This is a genomic window from Streptomyces sp. HUAS TT11 (genome assembly GCF_051553595.1).
Classification (GTDB): domain Bacteria; phylum Actinomycetota; class Actinomycetes; order Streptomycetales; family Streptomycetaceae; genus Streptomyces.
Window position 1 is genome coordinate 6,861,334 of the sequence record NZ_CP196184.1, and the last position, 21,755, is coordinate 6,883,088.

Annotated in this window: 23 protein-coding genes and 1 pseudogene; 16 read left to right on the forward strand and 8 right to left on the reverse strand. The window is 71.2% G+C overall.

Annotated elements, in window-relative coordinates; genetic code table 11:
* Positions 1-5 precede the first annotated feature (5 nt).
* The 5 genes from sufU (at position 6) to dapD (ending at position 3,015) form a co-directional block, all read left to right on the forward strand.
* Positions 6-473: a Fe-S cluster assembly sulfur transfer protein SufU gene (gene sufU, locus ACSHXN_RS30620; protein ID WP_059133071.1), complete on the forward strand. Its 468-nt coding sequence runs from the start codon at positions 6-8 to the stop codon at positions 471-473.
* On the forward strand, positions 470-805 hold the full coding sequence (locus tag ACSHXN_RS30625; protein ID WP_059133070.1) for a metal-sulfur cluster assembly factor: 336 nt from the start codon (positions 470-472) through the stop codon (positions 803-805). The genes sufU and ACSHXN_RS30625 overlap by 4 nt, the downstream gene beginning before the upstream one ends.
* A 238-nt stretch (positions 806-1,043) precedes the next feature.
* Entirely contained in the window at positions 1,044-1,364 is a 321-nt protein-coding gene (locus tag ACSHXN_RS30630; RefSeq protein ID WP_059133069.1) for a DMT family transporter, read from the forward strand.
* Positions 1,364-1,903, forward strand: a complete 540-nt coding sequence (locus tag ACSHXN_RS30635) for a TetR/AcrR family transcriptional regulator (protein WP_355130820.1) — start codon at positions 1,364-1,366, stop codon at positions 1,901-1,903. Before ACSHXN_RS30630 ends, ACSHXN_RS30635 begins: the two co-directional genes overlap by 1 nt.
* A 122-nt stretch (positions 1,904-2,025) precedes the next feature.
* Positions 2,026-3,015, forward strand: a complete 990-nt coding sequence (gene dapD, locus ACSHXN_RS30640; RefSeq protein WP_355130819.1) for a 2,3,4,5-tetrahydropyridine-2,6-dicarboxylate N-succinyltransferase — start codon at positions 2,026-2,028, stop codon at positions 3,013-3,015.
* 366 nt (positions 3,016-3,381) lie between these two features.
* On the opposite strand, the pseudogene ACSHXN_RS30645 reads toward dapD, so the two are convergent.
* Positions 3,382-3,594 (reverse strand): annotated as a pseudogene (locus tag ACSHXN_RS30645) (DUF4259 domain-containing protein); the annotation flags it as partial.
* Here ACSHXN_RS30645 and ACSHXN_RS30650 point away from each other — a divergent pair.
* The gene (locus ACSHXN_RS30650) at positions 3,593-4,123 is read left to right on the forward strand and encodes a GNAT family N-acetyltransferase (RefSeq protein ID WP_438304413.1); all 531 of its coding nucleotides are present in this window, start codon (positions 3,593-3,595) and stop codon (positions 4,121-4,123) included. The pseudogene ACSHXN_RS30645 and the gene ACSHXN_RS30650 overlap by 2 nt on opposite strands.
* Before the next feature lie 93 nt (positions 4,124-4,216).
* On the opposite strand, the gene ACSHXN_RS30655 is transcribed toward ACSHXN_RS30650, so the two are convergent.
* The 3 genes from ACSHXN_RS30655 to ACSHXN_RS30665 all read right to left on the reverse strand — a co-directional run bounded on the left by ACSHXN_RS30655 (position 4,217) and on the right by ACSHXN_RS30665 (position 7,088).
* Positions 4,217-4,813, reverse strand: coding sequence for a hypothetical protein (locus ACSHXN_RS30655; RefSeq protein WP_438304416.1), 597 nt, complete (start codon positions 4,811-4,813; stop codon positions 4,217-4,219).
* Positions 4,810-6,237 (reverse strand): sensor histidine kinase, encoded by a 1,428-nt coding sequence (locus tag ACSHXN_RS30660; protein ID WP_355798583.1) that lies wholly within the window; start codon positions 6,235-6,237, stop codon positions 4,810-4,812. Before ACSHXN_RS30660 ends, ACSHXN_RS30655 begins: the two co-directional genes overlap by 4 nt.
* 164 nt (positions 6,238-6,401) lie before the next feature.
* Complete coding sequence (locus ACSHXN_RS30665) at positions 6,402-7,088, reverse strand: response regulator transcription factor (protein ID WP_355130813.1); 687 nt, start codon at positions 7,086-7,088, stop codon at positions 6,402-6,404.
* Between the two features lie 377 nt (positions 7,089-7,465).
* Here ACSHXN_RS30665 and ACSHXN_RS30670 point away from each other — a divergent pair, with 377 nt between their 5' ends.
* The 5 genes from ACSHXN_RS30670 to ACSHXN_RS30690 all read left to right on the forward strand — a co-directional run bounded on the left by ACSHXN_RS30670 (position 7,466) and on the right by ACSHXN_RS30690 (position 12,875).
* Entirely contained in the window at positions 7,466-8,218 is a 753-nt protein-coding gene (locus ACSHXN_RS30670; RefSeq protein WP_438306514.1) for a DUF3152 domain-containing protein, read from the forward strand.
* 247 nt (positions 8,219-8,465) lie between these two features.
* The gene (locus tag ACSHXN_RS30675) at positions 8,466-9,404 is read left to right on the forward strand and encodes a hypothetical protein (RefSeq protein ID WP_355130809.1); all 939 of its coding nucleotides are present in this window, start codon (positions 8,466-8,468) and stop codon (positions 9,402-9,404) included.
* Complete coding sequence (locus ACSHXN_RS30680) at positions 9,401-10,804, forward strand: peptidoglycan-binding protein (protein WP_438304418.1); 1,404 nt, start codon at positions 9,401-9,403, stop codon at positions 10,802-10,804. The genes ACSHXN_RS30675 and ACSHXN_RS30680 overlap by 4 nt, the downstream gene beginning before the upstream one ends.
* Positions 10,801-11,523 (forward strand): ABC transporter ATP-binding protein, encoded by a 723-nt coding sequence (locus tag ACSHXN_RS30685; RefSeq protein WP_355130805.1) that lies wholly within the window; start codon positions 10,801-10,803, stop codon positions 11,521-11,523. The genes ACSHXN_RS30680 and ACSHXN_RS30685 overlap by 4 nt, the downstream gene beginning before the upstream one ends.
* Positions 11,520-12,875 carry an ABC transporter permease gene (locus ACSHXN_RS30690; protein ID WP_355130803.1) on the forward strand — a complete coding sequence of 452 codons (1,356 nt, stop codon included), beginning with the start codon at positions 11,520-11,522 and terminating at the stop codon, positions 12,873-12,875. Before ACSHXN_RS30685 ends, ACSHXN_RS30690 begins: the two co-directional genes overlap by 4 nt.
* A 215-nt stretch (positions 12,876-13,090) precedes the next feature.
* Here ACSHXN_RS30690 and ACSHXN_RS30695 read toward each other — a convergent pair whose 3' ends face one another.
* Positions 13,091-13,618 carry a winged helix-turn-helix transcriptional regulator gene (locus ACSHXN_RS30695; protein WP_438304422.1) on the reverse strand — a complete coding sequence of 176 codons (528 nt, stop codon included), beginning with the start codon at positions 13,616-13,618 and terminating at the stop codon, positions 13,091-13,093.
* Between the two features lie 57 nt (positions 13,619-13,675).
* Between ACSHXN_RS30695 and ACSHXN_RS30700 the strand changes: the two genes are divergently transcribed.
* Entirely contained in the window at positions 13,676-15,226 is a 1,551-nt protein-coding gene (locus ACSHXN_RS30700) for an MFS transporter (RefSeq protein WP_355130799.1), read from the forward strand.
* Between the two features lie 275 nt (positions 15,227-15,501).
* Here the strand turns inward: ACSHXN_RS30700 and ACSHXN_RS30705 are convergent, their stop codons facing one another.
* Entirely contained in the window at positions 15,502-16,005 is a 504-nt protein-coding gene (locus tag ACSHXN_RS30705; RefSeq protein WP_355130797.1) for a hypothetical protein, read from the reverse strand.
* A 68-nt stretch (positions 16,006-16,073) separates the two neighbouring features.
* Complete coding sequence (gene dapA / locus ACSHXN_RS30710; RefSeq protein ID WP_438304427.1) at positions 16,074-16,979, reverse strand: 4-hydroxy-tetrahydrodipicolinate synthase; 906 nt, start codon at positions 16,977-16,979, stop codon at positions 16,074-16,076.
* 185 nt (positions 16,980-17,164) lie between these two features.
* Here dapA and ACSHXN_RS30715 point away from each other — a divergent pair, with 185 nt between their 5' ends.
* The 4 genes from ACSHXN_RS30715 to ACSHXN_RS30730 all read left to right on the forward strand — a co-directional run bounded on the left by ACSHXN_RS30715 (position 17,165) and on the right by ACSHXN_RS30730 (position 19,749).
* Positions 17,165-17,305: a hypothetical protein gene (locus tag ACSHXN_RS30715; protein ID WP_355130794.1), complete on the forward strand. Its 141-nt coding sequence runs from the start codon at positions 17,165-17,167 to the stop codon at positions 17,303-17,305.
* Positions 17,302-17,985, forward strand: a complete 684-nt coding sequence (locus tag ACSHXN_RS30720; RefSeq protein WP_355130792.1) for a hypothetical protein — start codon at positions 17,302-17,304, stop codon at positions 17,983-17,985. Before ACSHXN_RS30715 ends, ACSHXN_RS30720 begins: the two co-directional genes overlap by 4 nt.
* A gap of 319 nt (positions 17,986-18,304) precedes the next feature.
* Positions 18,305-18,985, forward strand: coding sequence for an ArsR/SmtB family transcription factor (locus tag ACSHXN_RS30725; protein WP_355130790.1), 681 nt, complete (start codon positions 18,305-18,307; stop codon positions 18,983-18,985).
* Positions 18,986-19,014: 29 nt separating this feature from the next.
* Positions 19,015-19,749 (forward strand): SRPBCC family protein, encoded by a 735-nt coding sequence (locus ACSHXN_RS30730; protein WP_355130788.1) that lies wholly within the window; start codon positions 19,015-19,017, stop codon positions 19,747-19,749.
* A gap of 70 nt (positions 19,750-19,819) precedes the next feature.
* Here ACSHXN_RS30730 and ACSHXN_RS30735 read toward each other — a convergent pair whose 3' ends face one another.
* Positions 19,820-21,646, reverse strand: coding sequence for an endonuclease/exonuclease/phosphatase family protein (locus ACSHXN_RS30735; protein ID WP_438304430.1), 1,827 nt, complete (start codon positions 21,644-21,646; stop codon positions 19,820-19,822).
* Between the last annotated feature and the right edge of the window lie 109 nt (positions 21,647-21,755).

The window sequence follows — 21,755 nt, forward strand, 5'->3', positions numbered from 1 at the left end:
AAACCGTGAAGCTGGATTCGATGTACCAGGAAGTCATCCTGGACCACTACAAGAACCCGCACGGGCGTGGTCTGAGGGATGGCGACGCCGAGGTGCACCACGTCAATCCGACCTGCGGCGACGAGATCACGCTGCGTGTGAAGTACGACGGTACGACGATCAAGGACGTCTCGTACGAGGGCCAGGGCTGCTCCATCAGCCAGGCCTCGGCCTCCGTACTGAACGAACTCCTCGTCGGCAGGGAGCTGGCCGACGCGCAGAAGATCCAGGAGACCTTCCTGGAGCTGATGCAGTCCAAGGGCAGGCTCGAACCCGATGACGCGATGGAGGAGGTGCTGGAGGACGCTGTGGCGTTCGCCGGCGTCTCCAAGTACCCGGCGCGGGTGAAGTGCGCCCTCCTGAGCTGGATGGCGTGGAAGGACGCGACGGCCCAGGCGCTGGGCGGAGCCGACGCCGAAAGGAAGACGGCATGAGTGACACCGTGGAGATGAAGCCGGTCTCGGAGGAGGAGCTCCGCGAGGCCCTGATGGACGTCGTCGACCCCGAACTGGGCATCGACGTCGTCAATCTCGGCCTGATCTACGGCATCCACATCGACGATTCGGCGAACATCGCCACCGTGGACATGACGCTCACCTCGGCGGCCTGTCCACTGACGGACGTCATCGAGGACCAGGCAAAGTCCGCCACGGACGGTCTCGTCAGCGAGCTGCGGATCAACTGGGTGTGGATGCCGCCGTGGGGCCCCGACAAGATCACGGACGACGGCCGCGAGCAGCTTCGGGCGCTCGGTTTCAACGTCTGAGATCCACCGGACCTTTCCGGCTGAGGAGAACGGCGACGCCCGACGGGCGTCGCCGTTCTGCGTGCGGCTGCCGTGTCCTGCGTCCGGGAGCCGGCCGGGGCGTTCTCGCACCGCTTCGGGAAGCGTCTCCTCCGGCGGGGCGCGGAGCGGGTGCACAAGCCCTGGCGTTCGGTCGAAGGATGGTTGCGGGCCAGCCGCGTGTGTACGGGTGTACGCATCGATACGTACACTCGTACACATGGGATACGCCTTCCTTTCCGGGGCCATAGCCGCCGAAGTCGTCGCCACCACGGCCATGAAGTACAGCGAAGGCTTCAGCAGGCCATGGCCCTCGCTGGTGACCCTCCTCGGCTACGTCATCTCCTTCGCACTGCTCGCGCAGACCCTGAAGACCGTCTCCATCGGCACGGCCTATGCGATCTGGTCCGGGGTCGGCACCGCGACGGTGGTGGGGATCGGCCTGGTGCTGTTCGGGGAAGGACTGGATCTCGCGAAGATCGCCGGCCTCACGCTGATCGTCGGCGGGGTGGTCGTACTGAACATGGGAGGCGCGCACTGATGTCACGTCGGTACGACCCCGAGCGGCGGCAGCGGATCATCGACGCGGCGATCCGCGTCGTGGGGGAGAAGGGCATCGCGGGACTGAGCCACCGCTCCGTCGCCGCCGCGGCCGATGTGCCCCTCGGCTCCACCACGTACCACTTCTCGACGCTGGACGAGCTGATGGTCGCCGCGCTGCGGCAGACGAACGAGGGCTTCGCCAAGGCGCTCGCCGCGAGCGGTCTGGAGGACGCGGAGGGCGACCTGGCCGCGGACCTCGCCCGGGCCCTCGGGACCTGGCTCGGCGGCGATCGCACGGGCGTCGAGCTGGAGTACGAGCTGTATCTCGCGGCCCTGCGACGGCCCGCGCTGCGCCCCGTCGCCGCCGAGTGGACCGAGGAGACCGCCGAGCGACTGGCCCGGCGCACCGACCCGGTGACCGCGCGGGCCCTGCTCGCCCTGATGGACGGGATCTGTCTCCAGGTGCTGCTGACGGGGGCGCCGTACGACGAGGAGTACGCCAGGGACGTGCTGGCGCGGGTCATTCCGCGGCCGTGACCCGCAGAGCCGGCCGGTCGACGACGCCGCCCCCGGCCCCGCAGGCCCCGGGACCCGCCCGGCACATGAGACGCCCGGTCACCGGTTCGCCCGCGCGCCCCCGGCCACGTTAGGTTTCCCTCATGACCGACACGACTGCTCCTCGTACCACCGGTGCCGTGGCCGCCGGACTTGCCACGATCGCCGCCGACGGCACCGTTCTCGACACCTGGTTCCCCGCGCCCGCGCCGGTCGCCGAGCCCGGTCCGTCCGGCACCGAGCGGCTGTCCGCCGAGCGCGCCGTGGAGCTGCTCGGCGAAGGCGCCGCCAAGGCGATCGGCCCGGACGCGCGTCGTGGCGTCGAGGTGGTCGCGGTCCGTACGGTCATCGGCTCGCTCGACGAGAAGCCGATCGACGCCCACGACGTCTACCTGCGCCTGCACCTGCTCTCGCACCGCCTGGTCAAGCCGCACGGCCAGAGCCTGGAGGGCATGTTCGGCTTCCTCGCGAACGTCGCCTGGACCTCGCTCGGCCCCGTCGCCGTCGACGACGTCGAGAAGGTGCGTCTCAACGCCCGGGCCGAGGGCCTGCACCTGCAGGTGACCTCGGTCGACAAGTTCCCGCGCATGACCGACTACGTCGTGCCGAAGGGCGTCCGCATCGCCGACGCCGACCGGGTCCGGCTGGGTGCGCACCTCGCCGAGGGCACGACCGTCATGCACGAGGGCTTCGTCAACTTCAACGCCGGTACCCTCGGCACCTCCATGGTCGAGGGGCGGATCTCGGCGGGTGTCGTGGTGGGCGACGGCTCGGACATCGGCGGCGGCGCCTCCACCATGGGCACCCTGTCCGGCGGCGGCAACGTCATCATCTCCATCGGCGAGCGCTGCCTGATCGGCGCCGAGGCGGGCGTCGGCATCGCGCTCGGCGACGAGTGCGTCGTCGAGGCCGGCCTGTACGTCACCGCGGGCACCCGGGTCACCATGCCCGACGGCGAGATCGTCAAGGCCCGCGAACTCAACGGAGCCTCCAACATCCTCTTCCGCCGCAACTCCGTCACGGGTGCGGTAGAGGCCCGGCCGAACAACGCGGTGTGGGGCGGTCTGAACGAGATCCTGCACAGCCACAACTGATCCTGGGCGGCCGTGACGTGCGGCCGCCCGCGCGGTCGGTGTCCTGATCTGTCGCGGAGCGGTTGACGTTGCCGGCGCCGGTCTTCGTCGAGCGCCTTCCCACAGGCCCGGGGCGGCTTGTGGGAAGGCGCCTGCGCGTGGGCGTCTGTCCGGCCGCCCACCTCGTCCGTCGCTCGGTGGTCGAAGCGCAGCGGCTCCGGACGGTCCGTCGCCGCTGCTGACGCCCCCTCGTGCCGTCGGAGACACCGCGCTTGGTCGACGAACTCGTCGCACACAAGAAGTCCGGCTCCGCTCCCGGTCACCGAACCGCGATGGAGCGGCTTGCGGACACCGCTCGGGCGGGAGGCCCACCCCGCGGATGAGGTTTTCACGCTCTTCCGCGGCAGCATCGTCCAGGTCGTCGGCGAAGTCTGCGGCGGTGTCGTTGTCGAACGGACCACGGGGGAGTGACGACTTCTTGTGGCGGACCTGGGCGTTGAACCGAAGTCCGGCCCCGCCCCCGTCGCCCCCGCCGTCCGCGCCGCACAGTCGGCGCACGCGGCGGGGGCCCTCGGCCATGAGTGCTAGCGTCGCCCGCATGCCTGAACTGATCGCTCCCACGGACCAGTTGCACTCCTCATGGCTCGCGGCGCGCGACGAGTGGCCGCCGGGTGCACACCAGGACGGGATGGGCCTGCGTCTCGCGCCCGACGCCGACCTCGAGAACCCGGAGAACTTCGCGGAGTGGGTCCGGCGACTGAAACAGCAGTCGGACAGGTCGGTCGCGGTGGGAGAGGGGCGCGTGCATGCCACCCACTGGTGGATCGTCGAGGACGACCGCTATCTGGGAGCCATCGATCTGCGGCACTACCTGAACGCCTTCCTGCTCGACGTCGGCGGGCACATCGGCTACAGCGTCCGGCCCTCCTCCCGCAGACGCGGCCTGGCTACGTGGGCCCTCGGGACGGTGCTGCTCGAGGCCCGCGCGCTCGGCCTGGATCGAGTCCTCGTCACCTGCGACGACGACAACATCGGGTCGGTCCGCACCATCGAACACAACGGTGGCGTCCTGGAGGACGTCCGCTCCACCGAAGGGGGCAACAAGCGCCGCTACTGGATCACGCTGTAGGCGGTGGCGCGACCGCGGTACGGACCGTCGCCGGTGCGGCGGAGCGACATCGTCCCGGGGCGAAGCCGTGGCCGAGCGCGACCGGGACTGTTCCTACGACTGCTCGGGGCCGGGCCCGGGGCACGAGCCGGTCGGCTGGGTCGTCGTCCATCCGTCACCGAAGACTCGGACGCTCGTAGGTGCGGGGAAGTGTTTCGTGGGAGGCGAGGGAGCCATGTCGGCATTGCCTTGACCGGCGCCCCCGATCGTCGCGGTGAACGGCGAGCTCACCTGGGCGACGGTGCACGCCAACTGCAGCATGGCCAGGTGGCCGAAGGGCGGGAGGGCTTCGGTGAGGCGTATGGAGACGATGTTGTCGCTGCCCACCGTCACGGCCGGTTTCGCCGTCAGACGGGGCAGGTCCGTGGTGGTCGTCACGGCCTCGTCCTTGCTGGGCCCGTCGAAGAGCAGGCCGACGACCGCCGCGTAGTTCCCCGGCTCGCCCACCTTGCGGAAATGGGCCTTCAGTTCGCCGTTGTGCAGGAAATACACGGGGATGACGGTCGGTATCGAGTGCTCCGGACGGGCGGAGGACATGCCGCCCGCCGGTTCGCCGGCCTCGATGACGTCGGACGGGGGGACTCCGCACGCGGCCAGGGTGAGCGCGGCCGTGACCCCGACCAGCAGCGCTCCCGCGCGTGAGCCCTTCACCGGGCGGCACCCAGGGCGGTGTCGCCGACGTCGGCGGAGTCACGGTGCAGGGGGAGTTCGACCGTGAACACCGCGCCGCCCCCGGGCACGTTCGCCGCGCTGATGCGTCCGCCGTGCAGGCGCACGTTCTCCGCCGTGATGGCCAGGCCCAGACCGCTGCTCTCGCTTCTGGTCCGTGATGTGCTCGCCTTGTAGAAGCGCTCGAAGATGTGCGGCATCGCTTCCTCGGAAATGCCCGGTCCGTTGTCGGTCACCTCGATGACGGCCCACGCCACGTCGGCTCGTTCCTCCCTCACACTCATGGACAGCCGGACCGGCGGCGCTCCGTGCCGCAACGCGTTGCCGACCAGATTGGCCATCACCACGTCGAGCCGGCGCGGATCCACCCGCGTCCTGAGCACACCTGGCCGGGGCACGTGGGTCTCCACCTGGCCCTGCCAACCCCGGGAGGCGAGAGTGCGCTGCACGGACTCGGCCAGATCGATCTCGTCCAAGTTGAGTTGGACCGCGCCCGCGTCGAAGCGGGAGATCTCCATCAGGTCGTTCACCAGTCCGTTCAGCCGGCCGGTTCCCTCGCTGATGAGTCGCAGCGCGTCACCGGTCTCCCGGTCGAGGCGCAGCGCGTTCTCGTCCAGTACGTCGGTGACCGCCGTCATCGCCGCCAGCGGCGTCCGCAGTTCATGGGAGACGTCCGCGACGAAGCGGCGAGCCTGGGCCTCCAGGCGGCGCAGCTCCGCGACCGAGCGTTCCAGGGCGGCCGCCGTGTCGTTGAAGGACTGCGAGAGGTCGGCCAGTTCGTCGGAGCCGTTGACGGCCAGCCGGACGTCGAGGTGCCCCTCGGCCATCCGGCGCGTCGCCCGGCGCAGTGCCCGTACGGGACGCAGCACGCCCCTCGCGGCCACCAGCGCCAGGGCGACGGCGAGGCACAGTGCCACCAGGGTGGCCCGCTCGATGCCGCTGATCATCGCCTTGACGTAGGCCTCTTCGGTGTTCTGCGGCACCACCAGGAACATCACCATCCCCGAGAGCCTTGACTCCGTGCCCTCACCGGTGGTGTACGTGACCGGCATGCCGACCACGAGATAGGGCCGCCCGTCGACGTTCACCCGCTGGAACACCGCGGCGCGCTTGGTGTGCACGGACCGGAGCAGTTCGGGGCTCAGCCTGGCGAAGTCGGCACTCGGCGTGTAGGCGCGGAGGCTGCCGTACGTGGCCATGACCCGCCACCCTTGTGACGGGTTGTCGTGGAGGACGTGGTTCACCGCCGCGTCCAGTTCCGACTGGTCCGGCCCCGGTGGTGTGTAGACGGCCACGGCGTCGACACTCGCCCGGAACTGCCGGATGACGGCGTCCTGGCTCTGCTGCAGCACCCCCGTACGCGCCTCGCGGAAGGCGAGGGCTCCGGTGCTCAGGGCACTGACCATGGCCACCAGGACGAAGGACGCCACCAGGCGGGGGCGCAGGCCCCGCAGCGGAAGGGGGAGGCGTGCCAGGACCGCCCGAAGGAACCGTACCGGCCGGGGGCTCCGCCCGGCGGCGGGATCGTGTTCGTGTTCGGCTTTACGTGCCCGCACGGATCTCCGGCCGTTCACGAGGTACCGAAGCGGTAGCCGAAGCCGCGCACGGTCTGCACATAGCGAGGATCCCTGCCCTCACCGAGCTTGCTGCGCAAGCGCTTCACGCACGCGTCCACGAGTCGTATGTCGCCGTGGTAGCTGTGCTCCCAGACCGCCTCGAGCAGTTGCTGGCGGCTGAACACCTGGCCGGGTGAGGCCGACAGGGTCAGCAGCAGCCGGAGTTCGGAGGGGGCGAGTGCGACGTGTTCGCCGCGATGGGTCACCACGAGGCCGGCCCGGTCGATGGCCAGCTCGCCGTGTGCCTCCGCCCTCGGCCGGACGCCGTTCGGGACCGACGCGTCCAGTCTGCGCAGTACGGCCCGTATTCGCGCGTCGAGCACCCGGGCCTGCACGGGCTTGACCACGTAGTCGTCCGCGCCGGCCTCCAGCCCCACGACGATGTCGATGTCGTCCCCCTTGGCCGTCACCATGATGATCGGCACCTGGTCGCGGACCCGGATCCGCCGGCATACGTCGAGGCCGGACATGCCCGGCAGCATGAGGTCGAGCACGACGACGTCCGGGCGGAAGGGGCGGAGCTGCTCCAACCCCTCTTCACCCGTTGCGGTGGCGCAGACGTCATGCCCCTGATGTCGTAGCGCCAGCCGGACGGCCTTACGGACATCTGGGTCGTCTTCGACAATCAGGACTCGTGGCACTGCGACAGTGTAAGCAGAACGTGTTCGGTGGCCGTCCCGGGAAAGAGCCTCCGGCGGGGGCTGTTACAGAACGATCACAACGGGCCGAGCTGCCGGCCCGGCGGCGGTCCGGTGCGAGGTGAACGAGTCACAGAGAGGCCACTCGTTACCGTTTCGTGATGATGCGAGCTCATGGCGATCATTTGAGATGACCAGTTTGAGCTGCCATGTATTCGGCACGAGAGAGGGAATCCGCATCGCCCACCGGCAGCGCCGTGGCCTTCGATCGTGGTGGCCGCCAGGACCGGTCCTCCCCTCGCGGTGGCCGTCGGCACCGGTCCTCCCACCGCCGGCGCCGTCCGCGCCGCCGAGGCCGGAGATTTCTGGTCGGCATGCTGGTGGCTGCCGGCCTGCTCGGGTCACTGACGTACTTCCTGGACGGCGGACGAAGCGATGCGTCGAGCGGTGCGCCGCGCCCGCGCAGCACGGGGCAGACCGCTCCCGCGCACCGACCGACCCCCACGCCCACCCCGACTCCCACGCCCACCCCGAAGCCGACCCCGACCAAGATCGACGTCCCCGCGACCGGCAGCGGCAGGTTCGTGACCGCGCAGGCCGGCGGGGCGAAGGTCGGTCACGGCCCGAAGCCGCTCCGCTATGTGGTGGAGGTCGAGACAGGGCTCGACATCTCGCCGGCCCGGGCGGCGAACGAGATCGCCGAGATTCTCGCCGCTCCCCGGGGCTGGACCCACAACCAGGCCTACGCCTTCCAGTTGGTGGGCGAGGGAGCCCCCCACGACCTCACGGTGAGGATCGCCACACCGGGAACGGCGGACGCCCTGTGCTGGACGGGTATCCACCAGGACACCCAGGGTGAGTACAACTGCGAGGTCTCGGGCGGGGTGGTGGTCAACCTCAAGCGCTGGGTCGAGGGCTCGCCCACGTTCGACGGCCCGATCCACGACTACCGGGCGCTGATCATCAACCACGAGATGGGGCACTTCCTGGGCTACACGCACATGACCTGTGCGGGCCCCGGGCAACTGGCCCCCGTGATGATGCAGCAGATCAAGGGCCTGCACGGATGCATCGCCAACGCCTGGCCCTACGACAAGAACGGCCGCTTCGTCTCCGGCCCGCATGTGATCTGAACCGGCGGCCGCTCCCGGCGGCGCTCCGCTCAGGGACGCGCCGTTACAGCTTGGTCATGCGTTGAGCCGACGGCCATGAACTGCGGCCGCCACTGTGAGGCCAGTGACAACCCCAGGGCCGGCCGGGCCGTCAGGCGCCCACCGTGCCGTGTTCCCGGTGCGCCGGTGCCGTCGCGTGGGCGAAGCCCCGCGATCCCGCGCTTCCCGCGGCCCGTAGGCAACACCCCTCTCGATCGGATGGAAGAGAATGTCTGGATCCCGCACGGTTCGGAATCTGGCGGTAGCGGTGAGTCTGCTGCCGCTGCTGGCGGCTTGCGGAACGGGCACCGAGTCGGCGTCCCACCCGGCGGGCGGAGGGAAGTCCTCGGCCGGGTCGTCGGGGCAGCTCGACGTTCCCGCGGACGCCGGCGCGGAGCTCAAGAAGCAGTACCTCCTGGAGAACGCGATCGCGGCCTGCATGAAGAAGCAGGGCTTCACCTACACCGCCGTGGCTCCCGAGGACCCCATGGCCTCCTGGGCGAACGACGGGGCCGACTACACCCTGACGAAGAAGTACCGCCAGAAGTACGGGTTCGGCCTCTACGCGGGCGCCGTCTACCCCGACGACCCCCGGGCACCGGGCAGCACGGCCTTCCGGGAGGGCTCGAAGAACACGCCCAACGCGGACTACGTCGCCACGCTCACCGCACAGCAGAAGGCCGCCTACGACAAGGCGCTGGGCGGTCCCCCCGATCCCAAGGCCGGAGAGAAGGACTGGTCGGGGTGTGAGGGGACGGCCGACAGAGAGGTCTACGGCTCCTCGTCGGCCCAGGAGCGAAGTATCGCGACCGCGGAACGGAACCAGGCGAACGCGCAGGCACTCAACGGCGATTCGAAGCTGGTCGCGCTGGCGCAGTCCTACGCCTCGTGCCTGAAGGACCACGGCATACCCGTCACGACCACGCAACCGACCGGTATCGGGGAGATGGTGAAGCTCCAGTCGGCCGCGGCCGCTCCCCCCAGTGTGCAGGGCGCCGTGAACAGCGACGGGACGCCCATGAAGCCGTTGAGCAAGGACGAGGCCATGTCCCGGCTCACCAAGGACATCGACCTGGCCCTGCAGGACCTGGAGTGCGGCAAGGACTTCCGGGCCGCCTACTTCCCGAAGTTCATGAAGGCCCCGACCAGCGGTGGCGGTGCCGGATGAGGCAGCGCCGGAACGACGTGATCAACAGCCGCCCCCGGCAGTTGGCGATCGTCGTCGCCGCGGTGGGGCTGGTGGGAGCGGGCGGGTGGCTCGCCGGATCGCAGATGCAGTCGCCGGCGGATGCCGCTGCCGCGCACCGGCCGCCGAAGGCCGGACCCGTCACCGTCGCGGTCGTGCGGCGGTCGCTGACAGCGAGCGTGGTGGCCCAGGGCTCCGTGGAGTTCGCCTCGCCGCAGAGTGTGGCCCTGGCCGGCCCCGTCGGCTCCCCGGACTCCGGCTCCGGTGACTCCGGGGCCAAAGACGCCGTCGTCCAGCGGGTCACCAAGGCACCGGTCGTCGGATCGGAGGTGAAGGAGGGCGACGTGCTGATGCAGGTGAGCGGCAGGCCGGTGCTGGTGCTGCGGGGAACGGTCCCGATGTACCGCACGCTGGGTCCCGGCGCGGCCGGGGACGATGTCGAACAGCTCGAACGGGCCCTGGCCCGGCTCGGTTTCGACCCCGGCGGAACCGGGACGTACGGACAGTCGGACGCCGCGGCGGTGAGTCGCTGGTACAAGAGCAAGGGCTATGGCGCGGAGGAGCCCGGCATCGCCGACAAGCAGCAGCTGGGAACGCTCGAAGCGGCGGTGACCACCGCGCAGCAGGGCCTGCTCGAGGCCCAGGGCGGTGACCCCGAGGGCCGGGGCGGCGACACCGGCACGGGCGGCGACACGGATGCGTTGCAGCTCAAGGCGGCACGGCAGCAACTGGATGCGGCCGACGCCGCGCTCGCCGCCTTCCAGGCCGGCTACGGGACCAAGATCCCCGCGGGCGAGGTGGTCTTCCTGCCGGATCTGCCGGCCCGGCTGGACAAGGTCTCCGTGAAGACCGGCGACACCCCGTCCGGACCGGTCGGCACCGTGACCAGCTCCAGGGTCGTGGTGCAGGCCGTGGTGCCGGGCAGTGATGCCAAGCTGCTCCACGAGGGCATGACGGCGCAGGTGGAGACGCCGGACGGCACGAAGGTGCAGGGGCGGCTCGTGGCACTCGGCGGCGATGTGCCGAAGACCGATGCCACGGGGGACGGCAAGGACGCGCCGGCGACGCCGGAGGGCGGCAGCGGCGACGGGGCGGCCCCGGTACCGGTGCAGATCTCCGTGCCGGCGGGGAAGCTGACCGAGAACGCCGACGAATCAGCCAAGGTGACCATCGAGGTGGGCTCGTCGAGGGGCGAGGTGCTGACGGTGCCCGTCGCCGCGCTCCACACGTCGGCCGACGGGCATGCCAGGGTGCAGATCGTGCGCGGAGGCGCGGCCGTGGACGTCCCCGTCAAGGCGGGGCTCTCCGCGGACGGGCAGGTGGAGGTCACGCCGTCCGGTGACGACCTGAAGGCGGGCGACCACGTGGTGGTCGGGCGATGACCGGTCTGCCGGCGGCCGTCGTTCCGGACGCGGACACCGTCATCCGACTGGCCGGCGTCGGCCGGACCTTCGACTCCCAACCGCCGGTGCACGCCCTGCGCGACGTGAACCTGGCCGTACGGCGCGGCGAGCATCTGTCGATCGTCGGCCCGTCCGGCTCCGGAAAGTCGACGCTGCTCAACACCCTGGGACTGCTCGACCGGCCCAGCTCGGGCTCCTACTGGCTCGACGGGGTGGAGACCAACACCCTCGGCGATCCGGAGCGCACCTCGCTGCGCGGCAGCCGGATCGGATTCGTCTTCCAGTCCTTCCATCTGCTGCCGTACCGGACAGTGGACGAGAACGTCATGCTGGCCGAGGCCTACCGCAGGCCGCGGCCCGGGCGCGGCCGTGCCGGCCGCCGCGCCAGGGCCGGGGAGGCGCTGGAACGGGTGGGCCTGGCGCACCGGGTCGGCTTCCGGCCGGACCGGCTCTCCGGCGGCGAGAGGCAGCGTGCGGCGATCGCCCGGGCACTGATGAGCGAGCCCGCCCTGCTGCTGTGCGACGAGCCCACCGGCAACCTCGACAGCGAGAACACCGCATCGGTGCTGGACCTCTTCGACCGGCTCGGCGAGCAGGGCATGACCCTGGTCGTGATCACCCATGAGGAGGCGGTCAGCCGGCGGGCCGACCGGCGGGTCAGGATCAGCGACGGACGACTGACCGAGGAGAGCCGATGAGGGCCCGAGCACGTGTCCTGGAGCCGGCGGCCCCGGCGGATCCGGCACACCCGGTGGACCCGCCGATCACCGACCGGACCACCGGCGGACGGCGCGCCCCCCGCCGGGGACGCACACGGCACCGCGGCGGGGCACGCGGCATCGAGCGTCCGTGGATGGACTTCAGGGACCTGTGGACCGAGGCGCTTGCGGGGGTGCTCGCCCGTCCGATGCGCTCCGCCCTGACCACCCTGGGCACCGTTCTGGGCATCACCACCCTGGTCATCACGATCGGGGTCTCGTCCACGGCGGGCAATCAGATCGTCGGCCGGTTCGACGCCCTCACCGCCACCTCGGTCACGGTGGTGGTACCCGCACCACCACCGTCGGCCGACCCCGTCCCGCTCGTCGACTGGTCGGACGTCGCGGCGGTCCGGCGGCTGCCCGGGGTCGAGTCGGTGGCGGCGATCGCCGAGTCCCAGCAGACCGCGAGCGTCCAGGTGCGGGCGAACGACGTGGTGGCCCCCGGGGAGGTCACCGGCCAGACCATGGCGGTCGTCGCCGCGTCCGCCACGCTGCCCGCCGCGGTGCGGGGCGCGATGACCGCGGGGCGCTTCTTGGACGACGGGGACATCGCCCGGCGCGACCGGGTGGCGGTGCTCGGCGACCAGGCGGCCCGGCTCCTCGGCATCAGCTCGGTGCAGGACGCTCCCGCGGTCTTTCTGAAGGGCCAGGCCTACACCGTGATCGGGATCCTCGGCGGAGCCCGGCGGGAACAGCAGCTCGCGACCTCGGTGATCCTTCCGCCCACGACGGCCGAGGACCGACTGGGCCTGGGAACGGTGACCCGGGTACTGGTCAACACCGCGCTCGGCGCCGCGAACCAGGTGGCGCGGCAGGCACCGATCGCGCTGGCCCCCGGCGCCCAGGACGCCCTCACCGTCATGGCGCCGCCGGACCCGGCCAAGGCGCGCAAGGGAGTCCAGGGCGACGTCAACGGCCTGTTCCTGATCCTCGGACTGGTGTCACTGGTGGTCGGGGCCATCGGCATCGCCAATGTGACGCTGGTGACGGTCATCGAGCGGATCGGGGAGATCGGACTGCGCCGCGCCCTCGGTGCCTCACGACGCCAGGTCGCCGGCCAGTTCCTGCTGGAGTCCACGACCATCGGGCTCCTCGGTGGCGTCGTCGGCGCCGCCCTGGGCATGGTCGTCGTGGTGGTCGTCTCGGCCGTCAGGGAGTGGACCCCGGTCCTGGACGTCCGGCTCGCCTTCGGAGCGCCGGTCGCCGGGGCCCTCGTCGGCCTTCTGGCCGGGCTCTACCCGTCGTTGCGGGCCTCCCGCATGGAGCCGGTCGACGCCCTCCGGTCCTGAGTGTCCCTACCGGGAGAGACATCCACGGCGCCGGACGGCCGTCGCGGGCAGCACCACCGTGACCGCCGACGGCGGCCCCCGGTGCCCCGACCCGGGGAGACGGGGGCACGGCCGAGGCCGGTCCGGGGCGAAGGGGCGCGGCCCGGGCGCCCGGACGCGTGCCGTGCGGGTCCGGGCCGTCGCCGTGCGGCGGGGACGGGGGGCGCGCTGCGCCGTCAGAGGTCCTCGCGTTCCCCGTCCGACACGATCCGCGCGACCGTGTCCTGCAGCCGCACGGGGTGGCCCTTCGTGCACTGCACCACGGCGTTGAGCGGGCATCCGCAGTCGGCGTGGACCAGTTCGACGCCGGCTCGGTCGCCGAGCTGCGCGCCCCACTCCATCAGCGCCACGAACACCGGGAACAACGACCGGCCCAGATCGGTGAGTACGTACTCGTACCTGGTCCGCTGGCCCGGTTCCCGGTAGGGGTGCCGTTGCAGCAGCCCGGCGTCGACGAGGCGCTTGAGGCGCTGGGAGGTGACGGTCTCGGTCAGGCCGGTGTGCCGTGCGAGTTCGTCGAAGCGCCGTCCGCCGTAATAGACCTCGCGCATCAGGACCATCGCGGAACGGGTGCCGACCAGTTCCAGGGCTCGCTCCATGTTGCACCAGCCCTCGGCACTCCAGGCGCCGCGGTCGGTGAATCGGCCGGACCGTGTGATCACGGCCTCGACACCGGACTCCGGCACTCCTGTGGACTCCGACATGTTGATCACGCTCCCTCTGGCTGCGTATTTGTATAGTCAGCGTGCTACCTTCTGGCTATGGTTTCCACTAGCCAGGGTAATGTCCTTGCAGAACAGCACTCTGCACCCACCGCCCCGAACCGACGGAGGTGGTGGGCACTCCTGGTCCTCTGCCTCGGCGTGATGATGACCTTCGTCAACGTGTCGTCGACGATCTCCGCACTGTCCCCGCTCCAGGACGACCTCCACATCTCGGCCAGCACCGTGGTCTGGGTGAGCAGCGCCTTCAGCCTCGCCGTGGTCAGCCTGGTGCTGTCGGCCGGCACCCTGAGCGACCTTCTCGGGCGGCGGCGGACGTTCTGGGCGGGCGTGGCGCTCTTCACACTGGGGAGCTTCATCGCCTTTCTGGCGGGGAGCGCCGGACTCCTCATCGCGGCCCAGGCCCTGATGGGCGTCGGCGCCGCCGCCGTCCTGCCCGCGAGCCTGGCGATCGTGAGCCACACCTTCGCCGATCCCCATGAGCGGACCGGGGCCATCAGCATCTGGGCCAGCTGCGCCGGCCTCGGGCTGGCGATCGGGCCGCTGGCGGCGGGTGTGCTGCTGGACCGGGTGTCGTGGCACGCGGTCTTCCTCACCGACGTCGTCATCGGTCTGATCACCCTCGGCCTCACCCCGGTGCTGGTGAGCGAGAGCAGGCATCCGACGCGCCGGTTCGACCCGGCGGGCATGGTGCTCGGCACCCTGGCGGTCGCGTCGGCGACGTACGCGATCATCGAGGGCGGCGCCACCGGCTATGCGGAGCCCACGATCATCGCCGCGTACGCGGTCTTCGCCGTCTCGCTGGTGGCCTTCGTCCGGGTCGAGCTCCGGCACGGCGATCCCATGCTGGAGCTGCGGCTGTTCAGGAACGCGTCGTTCACGACGGTGATGAGCATCGGTGCCGTCACCATGCTGGCCTTCGTCGGCATCTCCCTGCTCACCGTTCTGTATCTGGAGCGGGTCGCCCACGACAGCGCCCTGACGACCGGGGTGAAGCTGCTCCCGATGTTCGCCGCCTACATCGTCATCAGCGCGTTCGCCGCGCGCCTGGTGCGCAGGCTCGGCATCGCGGTCACGCTCACCACGGGTCTCGTCCTGATGGGCGGTGGAGCCTTCGCGCTCCTGGCGACCGGGCCGTTCAGCGGGTACGGCGCGATGTGGCCGGGCCTGTTCGTCGCCGGGGTGGGTTCGGCCCTGCTGGTGGCGCCCTCGACGGCGGCGGCCGTCAACAGCGTGCCGCCGTTGCAGGCCGGCATGGCGGCCGCGTCGGTCAACATGTTCCGCCAGCTCGGCAGCGTCCTCGGCCCCAGCATCCTCGGCACCCTGGTCACCACCCGTTTCCCGCGGCTCCTGCACGACCGGCTGGCCTCGGCGGGAGTTCCGGCCGGGCGCGCCGACGACGTCGTGGCGGGCATCGCCCACGGCGGCACGGGCGGTCTCCCGGCCTCGCTGGCGCACACGGTCTCCCTCGCCTCGCCGCAGGCCTTCACCGCCGCCCTCCATCAGGGCTGGCTGGTCGCCGGAATCGTGCCGCTCGCCATGACCGTCCCGACGGCGCTGTTCCTCCGGCGCCGCAACTCCGCCGCATAGCCGGTCCCGGAGTGGTTCCCGGCGGCGTTCCGGGCGCCGTCACAGGGACGCCGAACAAGGCCCGTGGAGCCGGGGCGGGCGGCCGACCGGCCGTCGAGACGAGGACGGCTGCCGATCGCGGGCAGTGCCCACTGCGGCCTGCCCCGCCGGTCGTTGCCCCTCTCTCTCCCGCGGGGGTCAGCTCCCTCCCGCCGCCCGGGAGGGTGCCGCCACCTCCCGGCCCGGCAGGACGAGCCGTGACGCGGGCCCGACCGAGTCCCTCCCGGCCCGGCGTTCTATTCCGAGACCGTCGCCGCGAACTGCGCCAGCATCGCGAAGTCGCTCTCGCGCAGCCCGACCCGGGGATCGACGTGGTACAGCAGGGCGTGGCCCGGGTGATGGTCGGTGACGTACGACTCGTCCGCCGGGCTCTGCTCGTCGTCCACCCAGGCGAACGGGCGGCCGGCCGCGTGGGCGACGATCGCCTCGGTCTTCCAGTGCACCTCGTCGGGACGCAGTGCGAGCAGGCCGGCGCCGAAGTCGACATAAGGGAGCTCGGGGAGGCCGATGACCGGTCCGATCCAGCGGTTCGCGGCATCCATCCAGGTGCTGGCCCAGCACAGTTCGTAGCCGAGTCCGAGCAACGCCTCGCCGTGCCCCGGGTGGAGCCACACCCGAAGAGCACGTCCGGGGTGGAGGGCGACCCGGATCGTCGTGTACCCGTCGGGGCGGCGCTCGGGTTCGGCCGCCCACGGATTGAGGGGGCCGTCGACGTCGAGATACAGCAACGGTCGGCTCACTCCGTCAACGTACGGCAGTGCCGGCGGCGGGGCGGCGGAATTCGTGTTCTGCCGGGACCTGCGTGTGATCACTCCTGGCCGGTCAGGTTCAGGTAGTCCGACAGCAGTCCGTCCACCGTCTCTCGGTCCGCGGGCCGCAGCGGCGGGCGGACCGGGCCGGACGGCAGCCCGAGCCGGCCGAGGAGCCCCTTCGCCGTGACCGTGCCGGGAAGGCCAGCGGCCATCATCGACTCGACCAGCGGAATGGCCCGTTGCTGGAGCCGGGCGGCCTCGGCCGTCGCGCCGGTGTCGAAGGCGTCGAGGATCGCACGGAACTGACGCGGCACCACATTGGCGACCGTGCTCACACAACCGGCGCCGCCGACCGCGTACAGCGCGAGCACCTGTTCGTCGCAGCCCGCGTAGTAGGCGAGTTCCGTACGGGCCAGCACCTTCTGGACGCCGAGCAGGTCGTACGAGCAGTCCTTGACCCCCACGATGCGCGGGTGCTCCGCGAGCCGGAGCAGCGTTGCGGGCTCGATGCGGGTGCCGGTGCGGCCGGGGATGTCGTAGAGCACGAGTGGCAGCGCGGAGGCGTCGGCGATCTCCAGGAAGTGGGCCTCCACCGCCTCCTGCGGGGGCCGGCTGTAGTACGGGGTGACCACCAGCAGCCCGTCGGCGCCCGCCTTCTCGGCCGCCAGGGCCAGTTCGACGGTGTGCCGTGTGTCGGATGTGCCGACGCCCGCCACGATCGACGCCCGCGCGCCGACCGCCGCTCGCACCGCCCGCACCAGCGCGGCCTTCTCGTCGTCGGTGGTGGTCGGCGACTCGCCCGTGGTCCCGGACAGCACCAGGCCGTCGCAGCCCTCGGCCACGAGTCGCTCGGCCAGCGCCTGCGCCCCGTCGAGATCGAGGCTGCCCGCCTCGGTGAAGGGCGTGACCATGGCGCACAGGGCGCGGCCGAAGGGAGCGGGGACGGGTGAGGGTGTCGTCATGGGACCAGTGTCGGCAGGACAACCGTGAAGCTCCACTTAATTCTTCTACAGGCTATTTCTTAGCATCGCTGTGCGACAGGGGGCTCGAACGGGGCACGGCGAGGGGCGCGAGGGTCGGGCACCGGTGCCAAGTCGGCTCCTGTGGGCCACCATGGTCCGGACGGTCACCGACAGCGGGAGGCGTCATGAAGCTGGGCAAGGCACTCGCCACCGGGTTCGCGGAGGAACGCCCGGAGGGCCACGAGGAACAGTCCGACGTCGAGGTCCTCGAATCGCTCGAGGAGTCGGACGCGCCCACTCCCGAAGAGGTCCCGGTCACCCGATGAGGCTACGGCTCCCCGAGGAACGCCCCACGGAGCCGCCGACCGGATACAAGATCGCCCACCCGGTGCTGTCCCATGACGGCGGCCGGGCGGGGTTCGTCGGCGTGTCGCTCGGCGGTGCGCTGCCCTACGGAGTGGTCGACGAGGCCCGGTGCGTCTACGGACTGCGGCACCGTGTGCCGCACCGGCGCTGTGACTGCGGCTTCCACTGTGTGCACGACCGCGCGCAGGCCGAGGGGCTGCTGTGCACCGCGGAGCACCGGGCGGCCGTTCTGCTCGAGGTCTGCGTCCTCGGCGCCTACATCCGCTTCGAGCGCGGATTCAGGTACGCGCGCCAGCGGGTGAGGACCATGACGGTCGGCGCGTGCGCACGGTCGTGCGGGGCGACGGCCGCGGCGTTGATCGAAGCGGACTGGGGGAGACCGGGCTGGCGCGCGCTCCAGGCGACCTGTGCGGCCTGCGCGCGCGGCCGTGTGTCGGTGTCGCTCGCGGCCTTCGCGCGGCTGGCGGGGGAGGGCCTGCGGGTGCGGGCCGGACACGGTGCCGCGCCTGCGCCCAGTGGTGGCGGCGTCGACGAACTCGCCGCCGAGGCGGCCTTTCTGCAGGCCCGACTCGACTGGTTCCAGACCCGGTTGGCGCGCCTGGAGGAACGCGGGCCGACAGGGCGGGACCTCGGGTCGTAAACACACGCCCGCGGTCGCCGCGCGCCCTGAACACGCGGTGAACCGCGACCGGGGCCGGGGCGGGGCCGTACGGCGGGCCGGTTCCGGCCTCGCCCGCCGCCGTGCCCTGCGGCCATGTCCCGCGCCGTTGCGCACGGCGTTCCACCCCTCTCGCGGACCCCGCCCGGTCGACCGGGGCATGCGCGCGCCCGGCTCCACCGGGACCTTCGACGGACCGTACGACGGTCCGACCTCCGACGCGCGCGGTGTCCCCACGACACCCTCGACCGAAAACTCGCACGGTCTGGACAAAAAAAGTTTTCGGTGCGAAGGTGGAGCCATGTTGGACGTCACCGTGATCGAGGACCCGGAAGCGGCGGCCGTCTCGCTGGATCCGATCAGGTCTCGGCTGCTGGCCGAGCTGGCGGCGGGCCCCGCGTCGGCCGCCATGCTGGCCGGCAAGGTCGGGCTGCCCCGGCAGAAGGTGAACTACCACCTGAAGGCACTGGAGCGGCACGGCCTGGTCGTGCTGGCCGGCGAGCGCCGCAAGGGCAACGTCACCGAGCGGCTGATGCGGGCCACCGCGGCGTCGTACGTGATCAGCCCGCTCGCGCTCGCCTCCGTGCAGCCCGACCCGGACCGCTTCCGCGACCAGCTCTCCGCCCGCTGGCTGCTCGCCCTCGGCGCCCGTCTGGTGCGGGACGTGGGCACGCTGATCACCGGCGCGGCCAGAGCCCACAAGCGCCTTGCGACCTACGCGCTCGACGGCGAGGTGCGCTTCGCCTCCCCCGCCGACCGGGCCGCGTTCATCCAGGAGCTGACGGCCGGAGTCGGCGCACTCATCCGCAAGTACGACGCCCCGGACGCCGCGGGCGGCCGTGACCACCGGATCGTCGTGGCCGTTCACCCCACGGTCGCACCGCAGGCCCCCGATCCTCGGGCGGACGAGGACCGGGCCGTCGAACCCGAGGACGGCGAGTCCCGGCCGCCCCAGCCTCCCCCGGCCGAACTCACCGACTGACACGCCCCATTCACGCGCAGGAGCCCACCATGTCCAAAGAATTCGAGATCGCCCGCGAGTTCGAGGTCGACGCCACACCCGAGCAGGTGTGGGACGCCTTCACCACCGGCACCGGAGGCTGGCTGTGGCCGATGGAAGCGCCCGAGCCGCGGGAGGGCGGCAAGGGGCCCTTCGGATCCACTGTCGTCACCTGGGATCCGCCGCACCGGTACACCAACCGTGTCGCGAACGTGGAGGGCATCGCCGAGCAGACGCTCAATCAGCTCGACTACACGATCGAGCCGCGCGAGGGCGGGCGGCACGCCTGGGTGCGGTACGTGCACAGCGGCATCTTCGTCGAGGACTGGGACAACCAGTACGACGGCGCCGCCAAGCACACCGACTTCTACCTGCACACCATGCGCGAGTACCTGACCCACTTCGCGCCCCGTCCGGTCGTCTTCACGACCCTGGACGGTCCCGAGGCGTCCAAGGCGCCCGACGCGCTCACCACCGCGGTGCGCGGGCTCGGCCTCGCGGAGGACGTCACCGCGGGGACCACGGTCGAGGTGCGGGGCCCGGACAAGGGGCTCTTCCATGCGGTGGTCGACTACCACAACCCGTACTTCCTCGGGCTGCGCTCCGACGACGCGCTCATCCGCGTCTTCGGCCGCAACCACTGGGGCGCCCCGGTCGGCATCAGCATCCACGACTTCGCGCCGGGCGCCGACGCGAAGGCCGACGCGGCCGCCTGGCAGCGCTGGCTGGACGAGGTGTTCGCCTGACCCGGCGGATCGGACGAGCCCGGCCCTCGACGGGGCCGGGCTCGTCGTCATGCCCGGTCGCGGGCCGGAACTACGGCCGGAACCGCAGCACCTGCGGGTCGTGGTCGCTGATCTGGTCGTGGAACTCCGAGTTGATGTGCACGCTGTCGTACTCGAAGTCGCAGCCACGGCGGATCGAGGGGCTGACCAGGATCTGGTCGAGGACCTGGCTGTTGCCCTGGTAGTCGTACGTGTAGCGCTCGCTCCCGGGCAGCGACTTGATCGCCGACCACAGCTCGCCGCGACCCTCGAGGATCTTCGTGGTGTCGGAGAACTCGAAGTCGTTCATGTCGCCGAGCGTGACGACGTCGGCGTTGCCCTGCTTGGCGAGGATGTCCTTGACGAAGGCGTTCACCTCGGTCGCCTGCAGGTGGCGCTGGGTCTCGGAGCTGCGTGCGGGCGGCTGGTACTGCGCGGTCAGCGGCTGGTCGCCACCCTTGGAGGTGAGGTGGTTGGCGATCACGAAGACGGTCCGCCCGCGGAAGACGAACTCGCCGGCAAGCGGTTTGCGGCTGTTCGTCCAGGCCGCGCTGCCCGGATCGATCCGGCCCGGGGAGGCGGTGAGCTGCGCCTTGCCGTGCACCTCGGTGACGCCGACGGCGGTGGTGGAGTCGCCGCCCGCGCGGTCGGTGAAGGAGACCCTGTCCGGGTTGAAGAGGAAGACCTGGCGGATGTTGCCGCCGGGTTCGCCGCCGTCCTGGTCGTTGACCGGGTCGATCGAGCGCCACTCGTACCTCGGGCCGCCCGCCGCGACGATCGCGTCGATCAGCGTGTTCACCGTCCGGCTCGCGCCGACCGTGCCGTCGTCCGTGGCCCCGTTGTCGTCCTGGATCTCCTCCAGGGAGACGATGTCGGGCGACCGGAGGTTGTTCACGATCGCGGAGGCGTGGGCCGCGAAGGTGGTGTCGGCCGGGTCCAGGTTCTCCACGTTGTACGTCGCCAGCGCCAGCTCGTCGCGCGACTGCTTGCGCGTGGTCTCCCGCTGCAGGCCACCGCTCTTCAGGGTGCCGATCCGGTTCGCCACCAGGGTGTAGCCGCCGAACTGGTTGAAGTCCATCGGCCCCGCGGTCGTGCCGGTGAGCGTGTCGCCGACATCGGCGGTCGGGAAGTCGGCGACCGGGCCGAGCGACTGGATCTGCAGCCGGCCCGTGTTCTGGGAGTCGTAGGAGCCGTAGACCGTGCCGCCGCGGCGGTCGGCGTTCTCGTGCGGCTTCACCGTGACCCACAGCTCGGTGTACGGATCGGTGGCGGTCACGACGCGGGTGTCGGCGACCTGGACGTTCATGCCCTCCAGGGACTCGTAGTAGTCCAGGGCGTACTTCTTCGGCTGCAGGGCGAGGCCGTTGATCGAGCCGTTCGCGGCCTTGTCGCCCGCCGGGGTGTACCGGTCCGGCACCGACCTCGCGTCGACGACGACCGGGGCCGGGACCGCGTTGCCGCCGGAGAGCACCGTCACCGTCGGCTTGGTGATCTCGGTCAGCGACTGGTTGCCGGTGGAGGCGCCGCCGGGGACGTACTCCGAGACGGTGCCCGTCACGGTCACCGAGTCGCCGACGGCCACCTTCGGGGCGGAGCTCGTGAAGACGAAGACGCCCTCGCTCGTGGCCGGGTCGTTGTCGGGGGCGGGGTCCTGGATCCAGAACCCCCTGGACGAGCCGTAGGTGCGCACACCGGTGACGATTCCGGCCACGTCCGTGACGTTCAGACCCGCGAGCGGCGACGTCCGGGTGGTGCCTTGGATGTCGTGGATGCGCACGGTGTCCGCGTGTGCGGGCGTGGTGAGCACCACGCCGGAGACGGTGGTGCAGACGGCGGCGACGGTGAGCGCGGCGAGGCGCGAGGAAGACTTGCTCGGCAACGGAATCCCTCCGGGGACATACGTGGGTGCCGGGACGAGGGTGAAGTACGGGGCCGCGACCGGCGGGGCGGTGCGACGCGCGTAGAAGTGCCGGCCCTCCGGTCCCCCG

Coding starts and splice junctions, on each gene's coding strand:
- ACSHXN_RS30625 (WP_059133070.1), top strand. CDS start 470: ATGAGTGACACCGTGGAGATGAAGCCGGTCTCGGAGGAGGAGCTCCGC.
- ACSHXN_RS30630 (WP_059133069.1), top strand. CDS start 1,044: ATGGGATACGCCTTCCTTTCCGGGGCCATAGCCGCCGAAGTCGTCGCC.
- ACSHXN_RS30635 (WP_355130820.1), top strand. CDS start 1,364: ATGTCACGTCGGTACGACCCCGAGCGGCGGCAGCGGATCATCGACGCG.
- dapD (WP_355130819.1), top strand. CDS start 2,026: ATGACCGACACGACTGCTCCTCGTACCACCGGTGCCGTGGCCGCCGGA.
- ACSHXN_RS30650 (WP_438304413.1), top strand. CDS start 3,593: ATGCCTGAACTGATCGCTCCCACGGACCAGTTGCACTCCTCATGGCTC.
- ACSHXN_RS30660 (WP_355798583.1), bottom strand. CDS start 6,237: ATGGTCAGTGCCCTGAGCACCGGAGCCCTCGCCTTCCGCGAGGCGCGT.
- ACSHXN_RS30675 (WP_355130809.1), top strand. CDS start 8,466: ATGTCTGGATCCCGCACGGTTCGGAATCTGGCGGTAGCGGTGAGTCTG.
- ACSHXN_RS30680 (WP_438304418.1), top strand. CDS start 9,401: ATGAGGCAGCGCCGGAACGACGTGATCAACAGCCGCCCCCGGCAGTTG.
- ACSHXN_RS30685 (WP_355130805.1), top strand. CDS start 10,801: ATGACCGGTCTGCCGGCGGCCGTCGTTCCGGACGCGGACACCGTCATC.
- ACSHXN_RS30690 (WP_355130803.1), top strand. CDS start 11,520: ATGAGGGCCCGAGCACGTGTCCTGGAGCCGGCGGCCCCGGCGGATCCG.
- ACSHXN_RS30695 (WP_438304422.1), bottom strand. CDS start 13,618: ATGTCGGAGTCCACAGGAGTGCCGGAGTCCGGTGTCGAGGCCGTGATC.
- ACSHXN_RS30700 (WP_355130799.1), top strand. CDS start 13,676: ATGGTTTCCACTAGCCAGGGTAATGTCCTTGCAGAACAGCACTCTGCA.
- dapA (WP_438304427.1), bottom strand. CDS start 16,979: ATGACGACACCCTCACCCGTCCCCGCTCCCTTCGGCCGCGCCCTGTGC.
- ACSHXN_RS30715 (WP_355130794.1), top strand. CDS start 17,165: ATGAAGCTGGGCAAGGCACTCGCCACCGGGTTCGCGGAGGAACGCCCG.
- ACSHXN_RS30720 (WP_355130792.1), top strand. CDS start 17,302: ATGAGGCTACGGCTCCCCGAGGAACGCCCCACGGAGCCGCCGACCGGA.
- ACSHXN_RS30725 (WP_355130790.1), top strand. CDS start 18,305: ATGTTGGACGTCACCGTGATCGAGGACCCGGAAGCGGCGGCCGTCTCG.
- ACSHXN_RS30730 (WP_355130788.1), top strand. CDS start 19,015: ATGTCCAAAGAATTCGAGATCGCCCGCGAGTTCGAGGTCGACGCCACA.